Below are 24,494 nucleotides of genomic sequence, written 5' to 3' on the forward strand. Positions count from 1 at the left end.
AGTGAAACACAGACTTACTTTTTTTAACATAGCTATATTTCTGATCATAGCTTTACATGCTAATGGTCAAGGTCGTTTTACAATTGAACCTCGCTTTGGTTTAGGTACATACAATATGTCCCAAATGAAACAATTGCAAGCTGAAATGGGCCATAGCACGGGTGTACAGTATAAAGTTACTGATGAGTTTCCTGCGTATTTTAACTATGGCTTAGTGGTTTCGTACCACTTGACTGAGCAAAATCGTTTTAGCCTTTTTTTTGAAACTGGATCTTCAGGTGGTCGTGTGGCCTATGAAGACTATTCAGGTAAATTCACTTCCGATCAGCTAGTAAAATACAAATCTGTTGGGGCATTCCTTAGTAGAGACTTTGGAACTGGTGATCTAAAGTTTATTCTTGGCTTAGAAAGTAGCTTTATTTTCAGCGACCTTACCCTTGAGTCAAATATCCAAATTGAAGACTACCAGGATAGTGCTAAGGATGATTTTAAGGCATATGGGTATGGATTGAAACCATATATTGGCATAGCCCGGGCTTTTAATCGAATAGAACCTAAAGTAACATTAGGTTATCTCTACAATGATAGTAATTCGTTTTATTGGGAAGGCAATAAAGATATGATATTAACTAGCAATAATCAGGAAGTTGCCCCTGACTGGAGTGGCCTTCGCCTGAACATTTCTCTTGGGTTTAACATTGGGAAATAATTATGTTATGCCAAGATAATGAACTGTCATAATAAGATAAGCAGATACAAAAGTGCTCATAAGATTCTAGTAAGCACTTAACTTATACAATTAATTAAATTAATTACTTTACACATGCTAATCGTTAATTTGACAAACAAAAACAGTTTTAGTCTATAACTAAGTAACGCATTAATAACTCTATATCTCTGTGGATAAGGTTCGATAATTCTATCCTTTGGTCTACACGATAACCCAGCAAAACCCGCTTATTTAATGAAATAAGCGGGTTTTTATTTCCAGAGTAACAGGAAAGTAACAAAAAAGATTTTCTAAATTGTTATCCGCTTTTTCTCCCCTCGTTTTAGTTCCTACCCGATTTGTATTATATCATAAATGTAGCTTTTTGCGACTGCCTGCTTTCTGTTATGAAGTTAAGTTGAGCAGGTAGAAGTACCCTATTACTAGAGGCTCTACTTCTTTTGGGGTTGCTTTTCTCTTTTACTTACAGATTGTGTGCCTTACACTCCACATGTATAGCCCCTGTGACCATTTAATAATTGGCTTCATGCTTTTTAGCGCGCATTGCGTGTGTAGACGGTAATTATGTATAGCGGTAGTGTATACAATAAAAAGGCATGCCAACCCGCCTTTCGATATTTAACGTGTACTAATTAAATCTTTACAGTTAAAATTAAAGTGATAAAGATCATCATTTTTAGATAGCAACTTGCGAACCATGAACAAAGCGCTACTGTTTACCTACACACAATGAAAAATCTTTATTTTGAAACAAGGCAAGTTTAACTATTTTTAATCCTAATACCTTTTAAGGCTTATTAACCTTTTTATGATACCATGCTTTCTACCTTTTTTGAAAACAGATATTTAAAGATCTATCAGGCTCCTAGTAAGCATATGGTGGTGCTAGAGTGGCACGGCTTTGTTCCGAGTGAAGATTACCGGGCAGGCCTTGAAATGGTGCTACAACTCGCCCAGGAACAAAATGTAAAGTACGTCCTGACTGATAATCGGTTTATGGGGCCCCTAGTGATGGCAGACCAAGCCTGGACTAAGAAAGAGTTAATCCCGCGTTTAAGTAAAACAGGCATTGAAAAACTATTCATTGTAGTATCTATGGATATATTTAACGCTATGGCTGTTCAAAACATACTGAACGAAGCTTGCGATGCCATCACGTTTGAATATCAGTATTTCCACAGCTATCCGGATGGCGTAGATTGGCTTACTCAAACTAAATCAGGAGTATTAAGCTAAAGATATTTTAGGTAGTGCTCCTAGGATATATCTTCCTAGAGTATATCTATATGAATTTCCCGAAATACCAGCCGGAAGTTCTTATTTGACATCTCATCGTAGCATAGTTGATGATTCTTTACCCGCTAAGGTTCCTGGCTGGCCAGTCTGGTCAGTACCAGGAGTAACCTTAGTGGTCTTTGTTTGTTCTTATTCCATTCTATCTTAACTTTGGGCAAAAAATTCTCACCTCAGTTACATGCTTCTTTTCGAGAATAGCCTGATAAAACTAAATTACGATCCGGCCACAGATATATTATGCGTCGATTACCCGGACCTGCACGGGTATATAGTGGATGAAGTAAATTACAGCATTGACATTATGGTAGACAACGTTATTGCTTATGATGTGAAGTACTTGTTGCTTGACTCCAGACGTACTGTTATCTCTGTCAGTGCCGAAGAAAGCAGAAAGATCTCTGTCTACCTGGCCAGCAAATTAGCAATGACGCGCCTGCAGAAATTAGCCCGTATACAGGCTCCAAACCCTGATCTGGAGAAACGAGCCGAAGGCACTATAAAGGATATCACTACCACCATTCCCCTACCGTACCTGCTTCGCACTTTCCCCACAATGGAAGAAGCAATGTATTGGCTTGTGTTGAAGTAAGTTTAAGTTTTTAATTCCTACTTATCCCAACCTTGCCTATACTTCCAGAGTAAACCAATATATCCTCGGCACATAATTTAATCGAAGATTAGCTATGACAACTATTCTGGAATTTGTGCTGGATGGACTTGATATTCCTACTCTTGACCGGCAGCATGCTGTTGAAGCAAGCTTTTATATCCGGCATCTTATTGAAAAGCAACCATTGTCAGGCAGAATAGAGCATTACAGAAAACTCGAGTCAGCTATCCAGCATAGACTGAACGAACTCCGGCAGGAGAGATTTTCTCTTTAGAACCTGTTTGTGATAGCTATTATATAGCCAACATGAGACATTATAAAGCAAAACTGCAACTTGATCATAGTCCCAATTTTATTTGGCTAGCTATCCGGGCCCGAAGTATTGGCGAAGCAGTGGTGATAACCGATTCTAGAACAATTGATACTTCCTATAGAATTTGCGATGATTCTGTCTCTGAAATTACAGAGGCGGAATACCTCTTCATTTCCTCCTTACATAATCCTTTATAGACGAGTATGTCTAGGGACAAGAGTACTTACACCAGTAGTGAAATTGTTATAACTACGCCTTCTACCAAGTTGCTTATACCCTGTCCTGCTTCCCTGGCTTCTCCTCCGGCCAGCCCAGGTGATCGAAGATCAGGTACATCTGGTGCAGGGTAAACAGTCTGTCTTTGTAAGCACCCAAGTGCCCTATATTTTCTAACCAGGCATTCAGCACGCGCTCACTCACATTATACAGCACACACAGCTCAGACTTACTATAGGGCCTGGTCGGCACTAAATTACTCTGGATATATTTACCCAGTTAAGCATTATTTACATGTATTATATATAGGTAAGGCTTATAGATGGAACTAAGCATCAAACCCACTCAAATTTTAAAATAAAACTTTGCGATTTGTTGCTCTTATTTACTAGTTAAACACACAAAACTGCTGCTCTGTTGTTTATCTTATAAACCATGTATCCTAAATGCGATTAAAGTTGTTGATTTTTCCTGGTTATATTCCAGGAACTCAACAAGCTATTCTTCCTTTTTACTGAACATGCTACAGAGCCTTCCTACTACTTCAATCCTATTTTAGCGTCCGCTCTTTATCCTGCTTTCATATTGATCTATGTGTATTAACAGCTTCATAGTATGATAAACTGAAGCTTTATCAGCGTCAAATGCCTGCTTAGTAAGCTTCTTATGTTCGTCTGTAGTGATTCTGTTATACAGTACATTCAGATACAGAATGTAGCTATTAATCTGGCTGCAAATAAATTTATAAAACGCAGGGTTCTCACTTGCTTGATCTACAAAAGCAAGCTTTTGTTTTTCAGCATCTTCAATTTCTTCAGCAACGGCCAGACAGGCTGCCTGTCTAGAAAGTGACTGTCCCTGAAGTCTGTCAAAAAACTTATCTATGTTAAACTGCACCTTGCCTCCCCTCAGTAATGTAATCCTCCCCTCAGTAATGTAATATTACTAAATATACGGCGTCTTATACCTATAGTTGATGCGTAGTAATCACACTTGCTAATAGCTTTAAGGACGAGATATGCCGGAGCCCACGCCCCTGCCTATAATGCAGAGCAGCTCTAACAGTAAAGAGTGAGTTGTTTGGATTCATTTGCATTGTCAGCCATTTTTAACCTTGCTTTAAATGGAAATCTATAAGGTGTACCCGCACCACTCTTTGCTGGTATTTATCTACAGAGCCAACACGAGCGCCTAATTTTTACTTAAAATAGGTTTGTAATGATGGAGTAAACTTCCCTAAGTCTACTACTTATAAGTTTTAGGATACGTGATCCAATTGATTACTTCGTAAGCTAAACTTTTATCAACTGCGAAAGAAAATTATTTAATTTCTATTATAAGCGTATACATAATTAGGATAGTTAGTTTCTGCTCGTTAGCAAGTAACACTTTAAAAAAGCCCTTCATTTTAGTCGTTTGTCCTGAACCAGTTTCGTCTTACACTAATTTTAATCCAGAAATCATGCTTAATCGTTCGATCGTCTTAAATACCCTCATTAAACATGAAACACTTGTAATAGGTGATTTATCAAAGAAAGAAAATTTAGGGTTAATGCCTAATACAAGCCACTTACAATTATTGATAGATGAATTAATTGAAAGTGGTTATGTGCATCAACTCGATGGAGTAACTCCTTGTACCTATACTATTACAGATAAAGGCATACAGGAAGGTAAACGTTTAGCTCAGGAAATATGATTTAACTTGCCTATTCCTAAAATAACTTATTTATAACTATAACAGGTAGATGTAAATGCCTTTATATCTGCATAAAATAACTTAAAATTTAAGCAATGAATAACGAAAAACTAAATACACTCAAGCAAAAAGTAGCCCTTGCAGCAAATGCCTATTGGGATGAGTATACAATGCTGAATGGAGAAAAAGAAAATGCGATTATTTGGGTAAGAAATGATATTACCGGTGAGATGCTATGTCTTACCAAAGGAGGCTATTCAACCAAACTTTCAGGCTTTATTGATGGGCTCTGGTAAATCCAAGCCAGGCACCACATCCAGGTTAATAAGATAGCGATTTATTTTAAAGATTACGCTTTTAGCAGGCTTTTGAAGTAGCTATAATAGTGGTGACTACGGTGATCAAAATAAATAACTGCAAGTAATCACTTTACTTACCGGGTTAGTTACTTTACAATGTCCCTTTTTCTATAGCTATACTTTGAATATCAATTGTTACATAAATGACAGGCAGGTTCTGGTAGGTCGCTTTTATAGTTTTACCGTATAGAGAGACTGGTACATAAGCTCTGATACTGGCTTCCTGGACTGCCAACTTTTTTAGAAGTGACAGCGACTCTAAAGTGTTCTTGTCAGCGCTTTCTTTATTTTCTTTAAATTGCTTTAAAGCATCAAAACTTACCTGCTCCTCCTCTGCCAGAGTAGCTTCTATAACTTGTGCTTTTCTACGGACAGTGTAAGTATCCTTTATCCTACTACGAAGTTCTAGAATCTGATCAAGGCAAAAATAGAATTGTTCCTGTGTCATCGTTTTCAAAAAATTAAGTTACTGGTTAATTTAAGTTACATAATACAGGACTATAACGCAGGACAAATTCTTCCACAGTCATCAACTGTACGTCTCTTATAAGTGTTATTATAGTATCGTCCAAACTAATGGTTTCTACAGCAGCATCTAACATCAGATAGCGGGTATCTTCAAAATCAGGCTCATCCAGAAGCACAGTATAAAACCTGTGCCCATCCTGCTGGCTGTGTAACTGAATAGTACTACCTCGTACTAATCTAGTAGGTAAGAGTTTAACGCTTGTGCTTTTAGTAAATGTAAGGTGACAGGCATCATTCTCATCGACCATTTTTGTTATCAGTAACAAGTCCTGATTTTCTTCAAAAGCATGCAGTTCTATCACAGTTGGTGCTCTTTTGAGAAGCCCTTGCAGGTAAATACTATAGTCGTTGCTTGTAAGGTAGTTAGTTTTCATAGTAAGAGTGTAGAAAGCGGGTGGATGTAACAATTAAAGAAATTAGCCCATAAGGAAAGGTGTATTAATACAACAGCTATAGAGTGAGGAATAGTTTATAACACAGTGAGTATATCTAAATTATCTCATCTTCAAATTAAACTTTAACAACAGATGTAGCTGAAAGATGCTCCCGCAGGCACGAGTGGCCTTATTAAATCATTACGTTATTTAAGTTAAAAATATATCCGGCTTATCTGCAACGGCACACGTATACTAATAAGAAAGATAACACAGGAGTTAGGGCGTTTGATAATAGCCAGCTAAAACCTGCTTCAACAGTTGAAATGTAACTAAATAGAATAATAATCAAATAATCACGGCTATAGTAGCTCTGCTGCCAATTAGCAATGTTCACATTACGCCAAACACCTAATACAATATAGTAATGTTAATGCGATGCCAGCACAACATGGAAGGCCATTTCTGTTCCTTTCCAAACTTATTATTTCCCAATAGTAAAGCTGTGAAAAAAGGAAGCCCGGACATTCGTTCGGGCTTTTATTGTATCTTATCATATAAAGCACATAAACTGTGATCAGCGCACGTGGAAAAGATATTACTATGTAGAATTAAATTAATATATTATTATACATTTAGAACTTAATCAAATGTAATACTGTCATACAAGTCAAGAGTTAAACCATTATTAATCAACACCCATGCGCAACTCTATACTTTACTTGAACACTATGAAGACAACAATTTATAACATTCTTAATATTAAAATGGAAGCTGTAGCTGCTTTGTCTTTTTATCATCAACTCAGGTCCTTCATCCGGTTGAAAGACAAGAAAAGCTTTGGTTGCTTAATGGGATTAAATTCAACTAACGTAAAAGATAGTGAGCTGATGGGGGCTGTTATTTCTATTATGCAAACCAAGCACCCACTGGCATTGGAACAGTATGTTATAGATCTCAAACAATAAGCTGGCCCAAGCCTGCTATAGTTATACTATCCTTTAGCTCAGTTATACTATCCTTCAGCTCCTGGCCCAACTATAGGTTGCTGTTGAACTTGCTTATGTAAGTATGCATTTGGGTCATGTTCTATTGCCCCTTCTGGCAGCCATTGCCACCAATATCCCAGATCATTTCGGATGATGTTTCTGTAGAATAGAGGCAATTGCTGAGTTTCTCCTTCAAAATATTTCCTGAACCCTGTATCTTCTACCAAATTTTTGCGCACCTGCCTGAAAAAGCGTAGGCGGCCGTACCCTTCCGAGGAGACAGCGCGCATAAAATTCATCCACTTTGCTGACCGACTGGACGAGGCCATGAAACGGCGATAAATCGCTTTTTTAGAGAACGTAAAGTCTGTCAGGTTAATTACCTTGTCATAGAAGTCCACCCACTCATAGTTCTTGGGTTTAATATTCATGGCCAGGTGATTATTTAGAAAATGAAATGGAAAGGGTAGTATCCTTCCTGCACGCTGGTATTCCAGGTTCAGAGGAGCCGCCTGTCCAAAGGCACTTAATAAGGAATACCCCGGGAAAGCGGCCGGCGAGAGATCCACAAAGCGCTTTGTAAGCTCAAAGGGTTCTTCTCCCTCATCGCTATCTAGCCCTAACACAAAGTTTGTCTGCACGTAAGGCACGTAACGGAACATCACATTAATGTGTTCTGAAATGCGTACTACCTTTTCTTCTCCTACCGAGCGGGATGTTCTTGACTTGTTACCTAACTCATACCACGATTCTATACCGGGCAACAGAGCATCAAAGCCGTTTTGCTGCAACACCTTCAGGTGTTCTTCTGTCAAGATAGAAAGGCTGCTTTCTGCAAAAAATCGGAAGCTCTTTAATGGAGCAGCAGAAGAGATCGCTTCCATGTTGGCTTCGAAGCGTACGCCAAAGTTAGGGTCATGCCAGCCTACAGTAGGTCTCTTGAACTTTGTCAGCAGGAACTGCAGGTCTTCTTTTATAACATCAAAATTCATGGGTTGGTAAGCCACTGTCGCATCTATGCAAAAGGAACAGGTATATGGACAGCCAACGCTCCCGATCATGGGCACCATTTTCAGAAAAGGGGCCTTCTTTAGCGTAGGCTCCATAAACTTCCAGCGCTCTTTTACTCCAGGTAAGTGTGCCGGTTGCCGCGCTGCTGACAGCTGTATTCCTTCCGGCCGCTGCGGCACGCAATTCTCGAGCACCTCTCTGATGGTGGATTGATGGGTAAAGCCCAAAACATAATCAAAGTACTTAACAGCATCATCTGGGTAACAGCGGGCATGCGGCCCACCTAATACGGTAACTGCACCTGTACTTCGAAAATAATTGCTTAAAGCATAAGCCAGCAAAGCTGACTGGGTAAAGGAGCAGATAAATACCAGGTCGACACCTTTAGGTAGCTCCTTTTGAAGATTCTCCAGCCCGGTATAGCAGATTAGCTTTATCTCATGACCTTCCTGTTCACACCAAGTTGCAACTACCTGCGGCATAATGCTTGCCAAGTTAGCGTGCATTACCCTAGCCCATAAAGTACTGGTAGGGCCCTTACTCACCAGATCTATAATACCTATTTTCAGTACTTTCATGGGGACAAACTAAAATAAGAATTACTCATTTAATCCTTTATATAATTATATAACGAAATAAATAGTAATACGGACAACAAAAACGCATTGTAGAATTTTTATTGTATATTGTATAAAATAATGAACGTATATACCTGCAGATATGTAGTAGGTATACAATAAAGAACATAATATGAATAACGGAACAGTAAAATTCTTCAATGACCTGAAAGGGTTCGGGTTTATTAAAGAAACAAATTCAGATCAGGAGTACTTTGTACATACCTCAGGCCTTATTGATGAGATTAGAGAGAATGACGAAGTGAGCTTTGACCTGCAGGAAGGACGTAAAGGACTAAACGCGGTTAACGTAAAACTCGCTTAGTTTTAAACTATACATTTCTGAAAAGCCTTGCCTGCCGGTAAGGCTTTTTTATTGTTGTTACAACTGTGTTTGCCTTAACAGCACATTACCCATCATAAACCTTAAAAACAGAAGATGAATAGTAAATATTTAGTTGACACGACCACGCACGAATACCTTTGCATCGCTCTTAAAAAAGGACTGGATTGGGTACCAAATAACCAGGACAGACTTACAGATTTTATGAGCACCCGCACACCCGTGATAGATAGTAACTCGGTGTTGGTGGCTGGTGAATTTAACGATAATGTATTTTCGAAAAATGGATCCGGAACGGTACTAATGTCTTGCTCCAGTACTAAAAACAAATCTATTTTACCCTGCTTCAACTACTGACCTTGTAAGAGAAAGTATTACAGGTAGTAATTAAAAGCCTAGGGCAGCGTAGCGCCAACTGATCTTCAGCTGCTAAGGGTTCGATTTTTATGCCTTCAGGAGAGCTGCATGACATCCATTATAAATTAAACTATTTATATTCAGCTATTTACGGTTTAATATCTAGCCTATACGTATACTTAAGTAGGATAATAGAATATACCTTTTCCTACAAAACATGATTTACAGAACCATTTTACTTTCGCTGTTCACAGGATTATTTCTGTTAGCAGCATCTACAGCCTCTGCACAGACTGCACCTACCAAAGACGAGGAAAAAAGGGCTAAGGAAATAGTCAAAGCTAAAGCAGTCGCTGACCAGGTCCGCTTAGCTGAAGCCAAGGCATTAAGAAGCGACACCAAGGCAGATGCCAGAGTTGCGGAGGCAAATGCCAAAGAAGCAAAACGCATAGACAAAGAAGCTTCTTATGCTGCCAAACAAGCTAAACGTGCCGCCAGGATGGAAGCAAAAGCCCAGCGTAACCGTGTTGAAGCCGATAAGCAGGCAAAAAAAGCAGCCAAGGCAACAAACAAATCAAATAATAACTAATTCTACTAAAATGGAAAATTTATATCCGGAAGGCTCAGCAGTAGTTGCTATAACAAATCTGTCTCGTAGTTTAACTATAAGGCGCTATGCCAGCCGTATTTATTATTGTACTGATCCGGCTAATCCCCAGGAAAAAGACAAAGTATATTACGAGCGTGAACTTTTGCCATATAAGGGTGGGAGTTTAAAAAGTTAAGTTATTGGACATCTATAGAGTTTATTAAAATTTATCAGTACCTGTGGAAATAGTTCAGCAATTCCATCCTTTGGTCTAAATCAAAAGTTTCAAAAACCGCTTATTTCGACATGTAAGCGGTTTTTTTATTATTTCAAAAGTAGGTGCTGTAAACAAATGGTCCCTGTTGTCAAAGGCTATTAAAAGCCACTAATGATTACTCTGCCTATTGCTGCTTTAAGAAATAATCAGTATCCTTATTTACCTTACAATGTACCTAAGCTTTATGGCTAGAAACTACAAATTATCCGATACTGGTACATACACGTATGTCATAGAATAAATACTTACAGAAAATGGCTACCTATAAGTAGCATCATCCAGACGAAATTCCTAATGGCAGAAGCACCTAAAAAGAACAGCAAACTTGAAAAGCTGATCGAGTTGAACGACGAACTGGAAAATTACTTCAACAACACCATCATACCGCAGCTGTTTGTGGATGCCGACATGATCCTACGAAAGTTTACTCCTGCTGCCATGACGCACTTTAAACTTTCAGCCAGCGATGTGGGCAGGCACATAGACGAGGTATCCAACAACATCCGCTTCCCGACCATTATTGACAACATCCATGAAGTAATTGAGAGCAGCCAGAGTTTGGAGAAGGAGATCCAGACCACTGATAAAAAGTGGTATCAGATGAATATCCTGCCCTACATTATAAAAAAAGAGAACAGAACAAACGGCGTTATCATTACCTTCATCGACATTAATGATCGCATCCATATATTGAAAGGGTACGAGAAACTACACAGGGATTATGAGAACATCATTCACTCTATCTCACACGATATAAAAGGACCACTTTCCAATATGGAAGGCTTGATCAGAATATTGAAAGGAACCCTGAAAAGTGAACAGGAATACAAGCAAATCATAGACATGCTCAGCCGGTCTGTGGACAACCTGCGCAAAACCGTAGACGAACTTGCTGACATTGATAATGATTCAGCGTTTGCAAGGGAGCCTGAACGAGTGAACTTCGAAAACGTGATCGAAGATGCAAAGCTTGCCCTTAGAGATAAGATCGAAGAAACAAACGCTCAAATCAGCACCCACATTGAAGAAGCAGATGTTAACTTTTCCCGAAAGAATGTGAGAAGCATTGTCTACAACCTGCTCAGTAATGCTATCAAGTACAGCAAACCAGACAGTAAACCTGTGATAAACATTCAGACAGAAAGATCAGGGGATGCTATACTACTCACTGTAAGCGACAAGGGTATTGGGATAGCCGAAGACAAACTTGAATCGGTGTTTGACCGTTACAGCAGACTGCATGATACGGTAGAGGGCACTGGCGTTGGACTGTTTATCGTTAAAAGCATGGTGGAGAGTATGGGTGGCAAGATTAAAGTGGAAAGCAAGGTGGGTGAAGGATCGACCTTTAAAGTACTTTTCCAATCTCTGTAGCAAGTTACATAAAGCAGCTATAGCCTTATCGTTGCCTGTTAACAGTCCTCTAGGAGCATTAGTCTCTCACTAGTGCTTTTGTATTGTTTGACTGGAAAGCTGACTTGCTGAAAGATGTTAAATGATGCTTTTGCAGCTTTTATATTTATCTTGAATGTACATCATATAAAAGTCTTCTGAAGAATAGAAGTTTAAGACGTAAAAGTGAATGGAGCGAGTTATAAATTCATCGAGAAATGTTATTTACAACATTTGCGAAATTTCATTATAAACAGCCTTCTCGAGAGTAGAAGAAATGAGGTAATTCATAATCATTAAAACATATCATATTTTATGTAATTGCTTTTATCTCGAAGGCATTTAACTTCATAACTGGGCAGAGATGAAAATCATTAACAAGTATACGTTCTAAGAATTTATTGTGAATAACTTTCATACCTAATTCACTACCAAGGACTATAATTTAGATCAACAAGCTGTTCTAAACATCATCATCTTGCAATTGGTATCCTCATGCAATTTACATTTACCATGTATTGCTTAGGCAATACTTATACTTAGTTAGGTAGTAATGTAAATACCAAATATGAGGTGAGCGTGAAGAAGTTGTAAATATAGATGTGGTTAAAATCACAAGAAAACCATCATATAAATTATATAGATTGCATTTTAATTACAATAAGAGCATTAAAGTTAGATTCGTGTTTGGGGTATGTCGAATAGTATAAGTACTCAACTATGCTAATAGTAGATACTCGTGTAAAACTGCTAAATCCGTGTAGATAAAGTTCGATAATTCCATCCTTTGGTCTACTGAAAGGGAAAAGTGATGATTTTGATTGCTTTTCCCTTTTTTCTTTTCCACTAAAAACCGTTGCACGAAGCAAGAAGGGCGAAAAATCCATTTATCCTGACCGTTCGATAAAATAACCCCACAATTTCCAAGAGGATAATCGTTTTCAAACAACTTAACTTTAAATCCTAGGCTATACTTAACAAGGAGATCCTTTCTTCATTTGCCTAAGGGTATAGTTTCGTTTATGAACCCGGTGCGTTGGTTTCGCATCCTTTTTTCTTCTCTCCTGCTTTTTTCACTTAGTTTGTAGTAAACCTCTGCTATGATGCTGAAAAATTTGGGCGAATAGCGGGTCCAACATGCAGTTTCAACAAAAAACTTCCTATAGGTTAGGTAGCTTACCGGCAGTGCTGCTTAACTTGCGACCAATGGTATCACATTTATAGTAGTAGATCAGCTTTAGTGTATGCGCTATCTAAAATACTTTTATACATAAAATATAAGTTGTAACTATAGCCAACCTTACAATCAACATAAACCGAAGAGAATGATTAAACTGTTAATTGCTGATGACTATGTGTTGATCAGGGAAGGATTGAAAAAAGTGCTGAAGGACGAAGCTGACATAGAAGTTGTAGGCGAAGCAATTAATGGAACAGAGGTTATTCCAAAACTTAAGGACAGCCAGGCAAACTTTGTGGTGCTGGATATAAATATGCCGGTTAAAAGTGGCCTTGATGTATTAATTGAATTGAAGAACCTGTATCCGCAAATCCCAGTGCTGATCCTGAGCATGTATCCGGAGAAGACGTATGCTTTGCGCACTTTAAAGGCAGGAGCATCAGGCTACTTATCGAAGGAAAGTGCTGCTGAAGAACTGGTTACAGCTATACATAAAATACAGAGTGGTGGTAAGTATATTTCAGAATCGCTGGCCGAACTGCTGGCCGAGTCGCTTGTAGCGAAAGCTTCTCCACAAATAGCACATGAGGTACTTTCCGATCGCGAGTTTCAGATCCTTTGCAAAATTGGCGAAGGGGTGGCGCCCAAAACTATAGCCGACTCGCTGCACTTAACACAGAGTACCGTAAACACCTACCGGATCCGTATTTTTGAGAAAATGAAGTTTACATCTAAAACAGACCTTATCCGCTATTGCTTAGCTAATAATCTGGTGTGATCAGAGCACTATTTTCAGTCCTAACTACCCTCGGGTACTTACTGTTTTACAACGAAAGCCTTGTCGTAAAATATGACAAGGCTTTCATGATTATATGACATCACTTTCGAGATGCTGTTACCTGTTGTTTATTCTTCGGATAATAACTTTGTACAAATCCCCCTTAGGAAAAATACACCTAACAACTTTACATGAAAGCTAAATCACCCTTGAAAATTACTTATCCGGATATTGCTCTAACACACGTAATCTTATAGCACACGCAAATCAACCGTCTGTTGCAGAAAAGGAATTCAGAAATGAATTTGGTAGAATATTCTGCAAAGTAAGTTACATAACAGGCAATGCTGTTATTGTAATTGAGTGGCATGGCTATACTACAAAAGACCAGATAAAAGCAGTTGCCTTATGGGCAGAAGACTTTGTAAAAACGAACCCTTACCATACTATTCTGCAGGACTGTACCCGCATTATTTCGGTTTGGGAAGATACTATAGTTTGGTTCTCGCATGTATGGATACTGAAAATGAAAAACAAGGGGCTTAAGTATCTGTTGCATGTATCCAGGGAAGGTAGTTTTGGTGATAGCATTGGAAAAAAGCTGGAGCAGGAGCTTACAGGCGTTATCAGTTACTATAGTTTCAGGAACATGGAAGACTGCGAAAAATGGCTTACCAATTCTTCAGAGGGAAATACAACCGGAACTATAAAATATGTGCCTTAAAATACAACAACAGCCAATTTCAGCTATTACACTTTAAAGCACATTTTACCCGATTACAAATAGTCAGCATTACCAAAATCAAAGATTTTCACCGTTTGAGAAATACATCACAAAACCCGATCAAACTATTCCGCACTGTTTTGCTTATAGATGACGATGAAACTACCAACTTTTTAAATAAGCGAACCATCATTAAAACAATAAACCCGGACCAAGTGCTGGTGGCCACTGATGGGAAAACTGCTTTGGCTTTGTTAAAAGAATGTAGTGACCAATTTGAAAAGGCCGACGAGCATTGTGTACCAGACCTGATTCTGCTGGACATCAATATGCCCGTAATGGATGGATTTACTTTTCTGGAAGCCTATAAAAAACTGGAAGGGCTTCACCATGAGCATACAACAGTCGCTATACTTACCACTTCACTTTATCACCGTGATATCAGTAAAGCATTGAATGCCGGTATAACGCAGATCTTAACGAAACCCCTCACACCTGTTGCCTTGCTGGAGCTGATCCAAAAAAGGTATATTGCTTAACTATAGTTCAGGTAGCTTTACATGTCGCTACCTGAACTATAGTTTGCACGGAACTTCCAGCTCAATTGTAGTGCCTCTCCTTATCTTTGAGCTGATACTCAATTTGGCTCCAATGCGATCGGCTCGCTCCTGCATCCCGATCAGGCCGAAGGTACTGACTTCTGGCTGGCCATTTAAAAGCATGCCCTTGCCATTATCTGTAATAGTAAAGTGGAATGCATTCTGCTTTTCAGCAATTTTAATGTAAACGTGCGAGGCTTCTGCGTGGCGTGCTATATTGGTCATGATCTCCTGAATTATTCGAAACACTTCTATAGAAACCTCCTGGGTCAGCTCCAGGTATTCCAGTTCGGTGATAACTTCTACAGTTGCACCAATTCGTTTTTTAAGGTCCTGTGCCTGAGATTCAACTTCAGAGAGCAATCCAAAATTATCGAGTACCGAAGGACGCAGCGACTTTACGATTTCCCGCACCGAAGTGATAGATCTGTTTATTGTCCGCAGCATAGAGCTAAGTTCCTGGTGCAGGTGGCTATGTTCTATAGTTCCTGTATCCAGCTTCTTAAGCGATAGTGCCACATCTATTTTAAGCGCTGTAAATGCCTGCCCTAACTCATCGTGCAGTTCTCTGGCTAAAAACTTACGCTCTTCTTCGCGCAGTTGCTGCAGGTGTTTGGTTAAAGCCTGTAGTTGTGCATGAGATTTAAATAGTGATTCTTCAGCTTTGATATTCTCTTTGATCTGCTTCTGCAGGAGTGTGTTCGTATTTTTCAGTGCCGATGTCCGTTCTTCTACACGCTTCTCCAGTTCGGAGTTATAAATACCCAGCGTTTCATTGGCAAGCTTCAGATCATCGTTTGCAACAGCCAGCATTTCAGCAATCGATTTGGCTTTCAGCTCACTTTGTTCCAATGCTTCGCGGGCAAGCACCTGTTCGGTAACGTCTGTTACCAATGTATAAAACCCTTGCACTTCTCCATCCTGCACATCCGGCACATAATTGGTCTGGATGTATTTAACAAAGTTGTCACGGTAGGGCATGCGTGCTTCAAAGCTCACTGCCACACCAGCTAACGCCTGTTCTATAAACACTTTTACATTCTGGTAAGCATCCTCTCCTATTACATCCCTAACCTTGCGCCCCAATAACGACTCCGCCTTAAAGGGAAACCAGCTCTCATAGGCCTTGTTCGTGAAACGATATTTCTCTTCTTTATCTAAATAACCGATAAGCACGGGCAATGAATCTGTTACTAAACGCAGTTGCGCTTCGCTTAGCTCTACCGCCTTGCGTGCGTTTACCTGCTCAGTTACTTCCAGGGCAAAAACTATAATGCCATCTACCTGCTCCTGCTCATTGTAACGGGCTTGCTGTATAAACCTGAAATACCTGTCTTCCATCTCCCCGTCTTCGGCACGCTTAAACGGTATGAGTAATTCGGCTTCTTTATGCGTTTCTCCGGTTTCATAAACCCTTTTAAATGTCTCGTAAACCCGATGTTCTTTTATCTCGGGCAGGGCTTCTAAAATTGGTTTACCTAATAATTTCCGGTCAGTAAAAAGCTGCTCATAAACGGGGTTCACCAATTCGTACACCATGTCCGGTCCATTCAGAATGCAAATGGCAGCAGGTGCCTGCATAAACAGGTCATACATTCTTCGGCTGTGTTTGTCGGCTTCCGCTTTTGCCTGTTGCAGTTCCCGCGACCGGATATTTACACGTTCTTCCAGCTCCAGGTTCAGCTTTCGCAAGGCACTGCTCTTTTCTTCTACATTCTGGCGGGCTAATATAAAATCTGTAACATCCAGCGCAAAAAGTAAAATGCCGTTTACATTTCCTTCTGTATCGTATAAAGCCTGGTTTATAAAGTTCCAGTATATGTCTTCTTCAGATGCGCCGGCATACCGGGCAAAAGGCAGCAGAAACTCTTTGCCTTTATAAGACTCTCCGGTTTTATAAACATTTCTCAGCGCTTCACCCGAGGGTCTTGTACTTAACTCAGGTAATGCTTCAAACATTGGTAGCCCAAGCAGCTGGCGTCCAGGAAATAACTGCTGATAGGTCTCATTAATTTCTTTGTAAACCAGATCGGGGCCCTCCACAATTGCTAAGGCAGCCGGGGCATGATCGAAAAGCCGTTTTAAGCGCAAACGCTGCTGTTCAGCTACTGCTATCGCTTTCTGCTCTCTTTCTATACTTTCGTTTAACTGATGTTTAGCTTTAACCTCTGCCGTGATATTCGTTGTTTCGTGCAGTATACTTATCATCACTCCCTGCTCATCCAGTATAGGAACCGTATGCGTACTCCAGTACCTTTCCAGAAAACTCCCAGGCAATTCCGGATCAGGAATATCATAACGCTGCTGTGGTAGTTTATGTGGTTTACCAGTTTCAAATACTATATCAAAGGCTTTTTTCAAGTTCTTGATAGGCGAGGCTTCAGGTGCGGCAGGGTTCTCGGGGAAAGCGACAAAAACGTTTTTCCCAACTACATTCTCCCGTCTGGTATAGGTTTCCTGTAGCAATGAGTCGGTCACACCTATAACTTCGAGATCGGGAGCCAGCAGGAGCGACAGGCTGGTCTGGGCTTCAAAAACCCTGGCAAAAAATGAGGTAGCAGGACTACTTTTAATCGGATTTGAAGCGCAGTTCTCTCTTAACATATGGAAAGCCAGGTAGAAAAATGATATTAAATAAGTCTTTAGGAACTACCATTTTTGAAAGCTTTCAATATGCAAGTCTTACTTCAGATCGGGTACGAAACCAATAAACTAATATCAAATGTACCAAATTTTGTTGGTTTATTGTTACAATCATTGCCTGAAGCGGATTAAGATGAGCCGGTATGACGGTATCAACACAAAGATTGGTACTTCATTAATGTCATTGATTTACGAAGTGCTGCCACTTGTCTGGCGATAGTTATACCATGACATTTTCCAGAGAAAACCACAGTGCTGCTACCTACAGCAAAGACCACCCCGTAACTACGCCTCAATATCCAACACGGACAGAACTATAGTTTGAAACCCAATAGCATTAAATAGGATGAACTGAAATACGATATGCTCTAAAAACCTGCAGCCGCATCATCACCGCGAGGGTCGGCACCTGCTTCCAGTTTTCCGTTTGGTAATACAAGAATAGCATCTACTCTGCCGTATGGTTTGCGCTGCTCCAGTTTGTAGCCTTTGCTTTCCAGGATAGCTCTTATAGTTGGGCTAATGGCATCTGGCTCGTACTGTATTACATCTGGCAACCACTGATGATGAAAGCGCGGAGCTGCAACTGCCTGCTGCATGGTCATGTTGTGCTCTACCACATTCAGTATAGCCTGGAAAACCGATGTGATGATCGTAGAACCACCCGGAGTACCCACTACCATGAACAGTTTTCCGTCCTTCTCAAGGATAGTTGGTGTCATAGAGCTTAACATACGCTTACCAGGCGCAATGGCATTTGCCTCTCCACCAACTAAACCGAACATATTCGGCACACCTAGCTTCACGCTGAAATCATCCATTTCATTGTTCAGTATGAAACCGGCACCTTTTACAACTACTTTAGAGCCATAGTTGCCATTCAACGTTGTAGTAGTTGAAACTGCGTTTCCCGAAGGATCGATTATACTGAAATGTGTTGTCTGCTCAGATTCTATATAAGTCAGGTTGCCAGCTTTTACTTCCGAAGAAGGCGTAGCTTTCTCCATACTAAACGTGCTCAGTCTCTCTTCCAGGTAAGCTTTATCGAGCAATTCCTGTACCGGCACAGTCACAAAATCGGGGTCTCCAAGGTAGGTAGCACGATCAGCATATACACGGCGCTCAGCCTCTGTTATAAGTTGTACTGCTTCTGCACTCTGCCATTTGTACTTACTTAAATTGTGGGGTTCTACCATGGTCAGTAGTTGCAAGAGCGCAATACCTCCGCTTGAGGGCGGCGCCATCGAAATGACTTTATAGCCTCTATAGTTGCCTTCCAAAGGCTTTCGCCAGACAGAGCTATAGTTGGCAAGATCCTCTTTTGTGATGATGCCGTTGCCCCGCTGCATTTCCTGAACAAGCAGATCGGCTGTTTTGCCAGCGTAAAATCCCTCACGGCCTTCATCCCGGATGCGCTCCAGTGTCAGCGCCAGTTCTACATGGAAAATTGTGTCTCCGGCCTGCCAGTTTTGCTTTTGGGTGAGGTAAGGGGTATGATTGTTGATTTCCTGGAAAGCTTGCCGTGCATTGTTTAAGCCTTCTGCTTCTTTCTGGGTTAACACAACGCCATTTCGCGCAAGGTCTATAGCCGGCTGCACCAACTCGGCCCACGGCAGCACCCCTAATTTCTGATGCAGCTTTACCATGCCATCTACAGTGCCTGGTATACCTACAGCTAAATGCCCGTTGGTACTTAGCCCTGCAATTACGTTGGCAGCACTATCCTGGTACATGGTGGCAAAAGCTGCTGCAGGGGCTGTTTCGCGGTAATCTAACGTGCCGGTCTCCCCATTTGAGGTGCGATACACCGTAAAACCACCTCCACCAATATTACCTGCCACCGGGTAAACAACAGCCAGGGCAAATTGCGTGGCGACAGTTGCATCAAAGGCATTCCCTCCCTTTCTCATGATCTCCAATCCTATCCGAGAGGCTTCCGGATGCGCAGACACAACCATCGCCTTATCGGCCATAGTACCCCGGTTCTGAGATAGATCTGTTGTGTTGGCTGGAACGGCACAACTGCTAACTATAGCTACAAAAGCAGAGATGATCAGCCAGGATTTAACACCTGTAGTTTTAAATGGCATGCTATACATGAATGACGAAAAGGAGGTTTAAGCAATTAATATACAAAATGAATAAAATATACCGCGCAAGCAAAAGTATACCGGGTTAATGTTACTAGTTCACCACCTTCCAAAAACAGTATCATTAACATCTTCAAGAAATAACCTGTAGTTGTCTTTTGTTTACTCTAAGTGAGTTGGGCTGAAAGCTATTACTGGTCGCTCATTTTATAGGTAGCCTGTAAAGTTTTGTTTATACAACTTCCCATTATAAATCCTATTCTGAAAGTAGGTCATTTCAAAATGATAACAACTATACGTGATGAAACTCAAAATAAATTATGATGAGACAGACCGGAGAACACTTACTATGATTTTGCTATATTAGGTGCCAATTGGGTAGCTATAGTTTTCTGGTAGCTGACTCACCTGAAATCAGGCTCCTAGCTAACTATAGTTTATGCTCAAACTGAAGCGCGTACACCACATTGCCCTGATCTGCTCAGACTACGAGAAGTCAAAAGCTTTTTATACCGATGTGCTGGGGCTTGAGGTGTTGCAGGAAGTTTATCGCAAGGAAAGAAAGTCCTACAAACTGGACCTGGCTTTGAACGGAAGTTATTTGCTGGAACTTTTCTCCTTTCCTGATCCGCCCAAGAGGCCATCCAGACCGGAAGCAACCGGACTGCGCCACCTGGCTTTTGAAGTTGCTGACCTAGATGAAACGATAGAAATACTGCAGGTTAAAGGTATAAGTCCTGAACCTGTCCGGACAGATGAGCATACCGGCAAGCGCTTCACCTTTATCAGCGACCCGGACGACCTGCCCATTGAATTTTACGAAAGCTAACCTCTATACTTTAAACCTGCCTTAAAACAATACCAAGCACCGCATGAAGAAACATATACTCTCCTTTTCCTTCCTTATTCTTTCAGCTATAGTTGCCGCGCCCACAACGCTACTGGCACAAAAGCAAAAGCCAAAATTTGAACCCGAAGAACTGGCAAACCCGCTGATGGGTACTGATTCCAAGGTAATCATGTCGAATGGGAACACCTACCCTGCTGTGGCTGTGCCTTGGGGCATGAACCTGTGGACAGCCCAAACCGGCAAGATGGGAAACGGCTGGGCCTACACCTACGACGATGACAAGATCAGGGGCTTTAAGCAAACCCACCAGCCATCGCCCTGGATGAACGATTACGGCCAGTTTGTAATTATGCCGGTAACCGGTAAGGCACGGTTCGACCAGGATGCCCGCGCCAGTTGGTTCTCCCATAAATCGGAAGTTGCAAAGCCATACTACTATAGTGTTTACCTGGCCGACCACGACGTAACGACTGAGTTTACTCCAACCGAGCGTGCTGTACAGTTTCGCTTCACCTATCCAAAATCGGATAGCTCTTTTATCGTGATTGATGCACTGGACAAAGGCTCTTACATCAAAGTAATACCTTCTGAAAACAAGATTATAGGCTATACTACCAAAAATGCCCGCAGCAACCCCAAAGACTTCAAAAATCACTTTGTCATCTACAGCGATAAGCCGTTTACGGTAACTTATGCCTGGCAGGACTCAGTACTTGTAAAAGGCAAACATGAAATGAAGGCTAACCATGCCGGTGCTATAGTTGGTTTTAAAACTGCCAGAGGCGAAAAAGTGAACCTGCGAGTGGCCTCATCTTTTATCAGCCTGGAGCAGGCCGAACTTAACCTGAAACGCGAGCTTGCCAACGACGATTTTGAAACAACCAAACAGAAAGCCAAAGCGCTTTGGAACCAGGCCATGAGCCGCATTACCGTAGAAGGCGGCACCGACGAGCAACTGCGTACTTTCTATAGTTGCCTGTACCGCACGCTGTTCTTCCCGCACAAAATGTATGAGTTGGATGCTGATAATAAACCTGTACACTACAGCCCTTACGACGGTAAGACATACCCGGGCTACCGCTTTGCCGGTACAGGCTTCTGGGATACGTTCCGGGCACTTTATCCCTTCCTGAATCTGGCTTACCCAAGCATAAACAAAGAGATGCAGGCCGGCCTTGTTAATGATTACAAAGAAGGTGGCTGGCTCCCTGAGTGGTCCAGCCCGGGTTATGCGAATATTATGATTGGTAATAACTCTGCCTCTGTGGTAGCGGATGCTTACATGAAAGGGCTACGTGGCTACGACATCAATATATTATACGAGGCCTTGCTGCATGGCGCTAACAACGAAGGACCTATTACAGCCATTGGTCGTGCGGGTGTGGAATACTATAACAAGCTGGGCTATGTGCCTTACGATGTTAAGATCAACGAGAATGCTGCCCGTACGTTGGAATACGCCTACGATGATTTTGCCATCTACCAACTGGCCAAAGCGCTGAACCGGCCGCAGGCAGAAATTGATCTGTACGCCAAACGCAGCCAGAACTATAGAAATCTGTTCGACCCTGCCACAGGCTTGATGCGGGGCAAGAACCAGGATGGTACATTCCAATCACCTTTCAACCCGTTTAAGTGGGGCGATGCTTTTACCGAGGGCAACAGCTGGCATTATAGCTGGTCGGTTTTCCATGATGTGCAGGGGCTGATTGACCTGATGGGTGGCAAAAAGAATTTCGTAGCGAAGCTGGATTCAGTGTTCACACTACCACCTATCTATGACGAGAGTTACTATGGCAGTGTGATCCATGAGATACGAGAAATGCAGATCGCCAACATGGGCCAGTATGCGCACGGCAACCAGCCCATCCAGCACATGATCTACCTGTACAACTATGCCGGAGAGCCCTGGAAAGCACAGTACTGGGCACGCGAAACCATGAACCGTATGTACCTACCTACCCCGGATGGCTACTGCGGCGACGAAGACAACGGCCAGACCTCAGCCTGGTATATTTTCTCGGCCATGGGCTTCTATCCGGTTACTCCGGCCGTAAACCAATATGTAATAGGTGCTCCGCTGTTTAAGAGAATAACTATAAAACTGGAGAACGGGAAAGAGTTTGTGATCGAAGCGCCGGACAACAGCAAGGAAAACCTGTACATACAGAAAGCTACCCTTAACGGGAAGAAGTTTGAGAAGAACTGGATCTCTCATGAAGATATAATGAAGGGCGGCAAGCTTAAAATCAAGATGGGGGCTGAACCCAACATGAGCCGTGGCACACAGGCAGATGCCGTGCCTTACTCTTTCTCCAATGATCAAAATGCTGTCTCAACACCTGTAGTAAACGCCCAAAACTAAACCGATGGCAACTATAACACCAACCGCTCCAGAAGAAACTACCTCACAGTCGGCAGCGCTTTCTCCGGATTTCAAAAACTATACTTCGCCGCTTATTGTGGTTACCCTGCTGTTTTTTATGTGGGGCTTCATCACCTGCATGAACGACATCCTGATCCCGAAAATGCAGCAGGTATTTACGCTGCAACTGTGGCAGGCAATGCTAATCCAGACAGCCTTTTTCGGAGCATACTTCATCGTTTCGTTTCTATACTTTCTACTGTCTACTACCAAAGGAGACCCTATCCTGAAGATTGGGTATAAGAACGGTATCATCATTGGCTTGCTGATTGCAGCACTGGGCTGTACACTGTTCTATCCGGCGGCCATACTCCACAGTTATAGTTTCTTCCTGATGGCGCTATTTGTGCTGGCATCGGGCATTACGGTGCTGCAGATCACAGCCAACCCGTATGTAGCGATACTTGGTCCACCTGAAAACTCGTCGAGCCGCATGAATCTGGCGCAGGCCGTGAACTCGTTCGGCACCACCATTGCGCCCATCATCGGCGGTTACCTGATTTTTGACCAGGTGGCATCTGCCGACATCGTTAATGCAGACTCTGTAAAAATGCCGTACCTGGGGCTGGCTGCGCTGCTTCTGCTTATTGCTGTCCTGATTAAAGTAGCTCGTCTACCTCGCCTGGAAGGTACAGGTAAGATAGAGACTGGAGCAGGCGCCGTTAAACACCCACATTTAGTGCTCGGCATCATTTGTATTTTTATGTATGTCGGCGGCGAAGTAAGTATAGGCAGTGCACTCATCAATTTTATAAAACTGCCACAGATAACGGGGTTGACTGAATCGGAAGCGAAGCATTACCTGGCATTTTACTGGGGAGGCGCCATGATCGGTCGTTTCTTTGGAGCAATTGCGCTGAGTACATTTAAGCGTTTGGGTAAGTTTGTTGTTATTGCTTTCATCACCCTTGTTACCTTCCTGACAGTTTACTTCTTGTATGACCTAGACCAGGCGTTGATCATACTCGGTTTGATTGCGCTGAACTTAACTGTGTTGCTGTTGGCAAGGTTCATCCCGAACAGAACGGTTGCCTTTTTTGCCATAGCCGTTATAGGCCTTCTGTTAGTAGGAGTAATTGCGGAAGGCTCCCTGGCGATGTGGGCTATTATTGCCATTGGCCTGTTCAATTCGGTTATGTTCCCAACCATTTTTGATTTAGCAATTAAAGGCCTCGGAAGAAATACTAGCCAGGGATCATCGCTGTTGGTGATGGCTATAGTTGGCGGGGCCATTATACCGCCATTGCAAGGTTTATTTGCTGACCTTAGTGGCAATCTGCAGCTATCGTTTATAGTGCCAATGCTTTGCTATGCGTTTATAGTTTACTATGGCTTTGCAGGGTATAAGGTGAGAGGGGCTTAATTACAGTTAGTCCTATAGTTCAACCCACCCCTAACCTCTCCAGGGAGGGGAATTTATGTTACTGTTATAGTTTAAACCAAAATTCTATAGTTAACTTATTTGCCGGCGCGGATCTGCAATCCGTGACTTACTATACTCATGG

At 41.7% G+C, this 24,494-nt stretch carries 25 protein-coding genes; 18 read left to right on the plus strand and 7 right to left on the minus strand.

From position 1 onward, the window contains the following. The first annotated feature begins 1 nt into the window (after position 1). The 4 genes from H7F15_RS05830 (at position 2) to H7F15_RS05845 (ending at position 2,910) form a co-directional block, all read left to right on the plus strand. The gene (locus tag H7F15_RS05830) at positions 2–709 is read left to right on the plus strand and encodes a hypothetical protein (protein ID WP_185196028.1); all 708 of its coding nucleotides are present in this window, start codon (positions 2–4) and stop codon (positions 707–709) included. An 837-nt stretch (positions 710–1,546) separates the two neighbouring features. Then, positions 1,547–1,966 carry a hypothetical protein gene (locus H7F15_RS05835; protein WP_185196029.1) on the plus strand — a complete coding sequence of 140 codons (420 nt, stop codon included), beginning with the start codon at positions 1,547–1,549 and terminating at the stop codon, positions 1,964–1,966. Between the two features lie 238 nt (positions 1,967–2,204). After that, a complete protein-coding gene (locus H7F15_RS05840; RefSeq protein ID WP_185196030.1) occupies positions 2,205–2,615 on the plus strand; it encodes a hypothetical protein in 411 nt (136 codons plus the stop codon). A 94-nt stretch (positions 2,616–2,709) separates the two neighbouring features. After that, positions 2,710–2,910, plus strand: coding sequence for a hypothetical protein (locus tag H7F15_RS05845; protein ID WP_185196031.1), 201 nt, complete (start codon positions 2,710–2,712; stop codon positions 2,908–2,910). Positions 2,911–3,219: 309 nt separating this feature from the next. Here H7F15_RS05845 and H7F15_RS05850 read toward each other — a convergent pair whose 3' ends face one another. Beyond that, positions 3,220–3,369 (minus strand): hypothetical protein, encoded by a 150-nt coding sequence (locus H7F15_RS05850; protein WP_185196032.1) that lies wholly within the window; start codon positions 3,367–3,369, stop codon positions 3,220–3,222. 351 nt (positions 3,370–3,720) lie between these two features. Continuing rightward, positions 3,721–4,062 (minus strand): hypothetical protein, encoded by a 342-nt coding sequence (locus tag H7F15_RS05855; protein WP_185196033.1) that lies wholly within the window; start codon positions 4,060–4,062, stop codon positions 3,721–3,723. Between the two features lie 565 nt (positions 4,063–4,627). Here H7F15_RS05855 and H7F15_RS05860 point away from each other — a divergent pair. Further along, a complete protein-coding gene (locus H7F15_RS05860; protein ID WP_185196034.1) occupies positions 4,628–4,864 on the plus strand; it encodes a hypothetical protein in 237 nt (78 codons plus the stop codon). Between the two features lie 95 nt (positions 4,865–4,959). Further along, positions 4,960–5,160 (plus strand): hypothetical protein, encoded by a 201-nt coding sequence (locus tag H7F15_RS05865; RefSeq protein WP_185196035.1) that lies wholly within the window; start codon positions 4,960–4,962, stop codon positions 5,158–5,160. A 154-nt stretch (positions 5,161–5,314) separates the two neighbouring features. On the opposite strand, the gene H7F15_RS05870 is transcribed toward H7F15_RS05865, so the two are convergent. Further along, a complete protein-coding gene (locus tag H7F15_RS05870; RefSeq protein ID WP_185196036.1) occupies positions 5,315–5,680 on the minus strand; it encodes a hypothetical protein in 366 nt (121 codons plus the stop codon). Positions 5,681–5,696: 16 nt separating this feature from the next. Then, positions 5,697–6,125, minus strand: coding sequence for a hypothetical protein (locus H7F15_RS05875; RefSeq protein ID WP_185196037.1), 429 nt, complete (start codon positions 6,123–6,125; stop codon positions 5,697–5,699). 731 nt (positions 6,126–6,856) lie between these two features. Between H7F15_RS05875 and H7F15_RS05880 the strand changes: the two genes are divergently transcribed. Further along, a complete protein-coding gene (locus H7F15_RS05880; RefSeq protein ID WP_185196038.1) occupies positions 6,857–7,093 on the plus strand; it encodes a hypothetical protein in 237 nt (78 codons plus the stop codon). Between the two features lie 47 nt (positions 7,094–7,140). Here H7F15_RS05880 and H7F15_RS05885 read toward each other — a convergent pair whose 3' ends face one another. Beyond that, positions 7,141–8,703, minus strand: coding sequence for a radical SAM protein (locus H7F15_RS05885; protein WP_185196039.1), 1,563 nt, complete (start codon positions 8,701–8,703; stop codon positions 7,141–7,143). 172 nt (positions 8,704–8,875) lie between these two features. Here H7F15_RS05885 and H7F15_RS05890 point away from each other — a divergent pair, with 172 nt between their 5' ends. The 8 genes from H7F15_RS05890 (at position 8,876) to H7F15_RS05925 (ending at position 14,921) form a co-directional block, all read left to right on the plus strand. Further along, on the plus strand, positions 8,876–9,067 hold the full coding sequence (locus H7F15_RS05890; RefSeq protein WP_185196040.1) for a cold-shock protein: 192 nt from the start codon (positions 8,876–8,878) through the stop codon (positions 9,065–9,067). Between the two features lie 114 nt (positions 9,068–9,181). Next, positions 9,182–9,442 (plus strand): hypothetical protein, encoded by a 261-nt coding sequence (locus H7F15_RS05895; protein WP_255481112.1) that lies wholly within the window; start codon positions 9,182–9,184, stop codon positions 9,440–9,442. 217 nt (positions 9,443–9,659) lie between these two features. After that, complete coding sequence (locus tag H7F15_RS05900; protein ID WP_185196041.1) at positions 9,660–10,031, plus strand: hypothetical protein; 372 nt, start codon at positions 9,660–9,662, stop codon at positions 10,029–10,031. Positions 10,032–10,041: 10 nt separating this feature from the next. Beyond that, positions 10,042–10,227, plus strand: coding sequence for a hypothetical protein (locus H7F15_RS05905; protein ID WP_185196042.1), 186 nt, complete (start codon positions 10,042–10,044; stop codon positions 10,225–10,227). 375 nt (positions 10,228–10,602) lie between these two features. Next, positions 10,603–11,682 carry an ATP-binding protein gene (locus H7F15_RS05910; RefSeq protein ID WP_185196043.1) on the plus strand — a complete coding sequence of 360 codons (1,080 nt, stop codon included), beginning with the start codon at positions 10,603–10,605 and terminating at the stop codon, positions 11,680–11,682. Positions 11,683–13,025: 1,343 nt separating this feature from the next. Then, entirely contained in the window at positions 13,026–13,658 is a 633-nt protein-coding gene (locus H7F15_RS05915; protein WP_185196044.1) for a response regulator transcription factor, read from the plus strand. A 526-nt stretch (positions 13,659–14,184) separates the two neighbouring features. Next, positions 14,185–14,382 (plus strand): hypothetical protein, encoded by a 198-nt coding sequence (locus H7F15_RS05920; RefSeq protein ID WP_185196045.1) that lies wholly within the window; start codon positions 14,185–14,187, stop codon positions 14,380–14,382. A 95-nt stretch (positions 14,383–14,477) separates the two neighbouring features. Next, positions 14,478–14,921, plus strand: a complete 444-nt coding sequence (locus tag H7F15_RS05925) for a response regulator (protein WP_185196046.1) — start codon at positions 14,478–14,480, stop codon at positions 14,919–14,921. Positions 14,922–14,957: 36 nt separating this feature from the next. On the opposite strand, the gene H7F15_RS05930 is transcribed toward H7F15_RS05925, so the two are convergent. Further along, on the minus strand, positions 14,958–17,585 hold the full coding sequence (locus H7F15_RS05930) for a PAS domain-containing protein (protein WP_185196047.1): 2,628 nt from the start codon (positions 17,583–17,585) through the stop codon (positions 14,958–14,960). A gap of 407 nt (positions 17,586–17,992) precedes the next feature. After that, a complete protein-coding gene (ggt, locus tag H7F15_RS05935; RefSeq protein WP_185196048.1) occupies positions 17,993–19,714 on the minus strand; it encodes a gamma-glutamyltransferase in 1,722 nt (573 codons plus the stop codon). Positions 19,715–20,153: 439 nt separating this feature from the next. Here ggt and H7F15_RS05940 point away from each other — a divergent pair, with 439 nt between their 5' ends. The 3 genes from H7F15_RS05940 to H7F15_RS05950 are packed head-to-tail and all read left to right on the plus strand — an operon-like array spanning position 20,154 to position 24,352. Then, complete coding sequence (locus H7F15_RS05940; protein WP_185196049.1) at positions 20,154–20,543, plus strand: VOC family protein; 390 nt, start codon at positions 20,154–20,156, stop codon at positions 20,541–20,543. A 43-nt stretch (positions 20,544–20,586) separates the two neighbouring features. After that, positions 20,587–22,929, plus strand: a complete 2,343-nt coding sequence (locus H7F15_RS05945) for a GH92 family glycosyl hydrolase (RefSeq protein ID WP_185196050.1) — start codon at positions 20,587–20,589, stop codon at positions 22,927–22,929. Between the two features lie 4 nt (positions 22,930–22,933). Beyond that, complete coding sequence (locus H7F15_RS05950; protein WP_185196051.1) at positions 22,934–24,352, plus strand: sugar MFS transporter; 1,419 nt, start codon at positions 22,934–22,936, stop codon at positions 24,350–24,352. Positions 24,353–24,494: the final 142 nt, after the last annotated feature.

This window comes from Pontibacter sp. Tf4, assembly GCF_014212495.1.
In the GTDB taxonomy this organism is placed as follows: domain Bacteria; phylum Bacteroidota; class Bacteroidia; order Cytophagales; family Hymenobacteraceae; genus Pontibacter.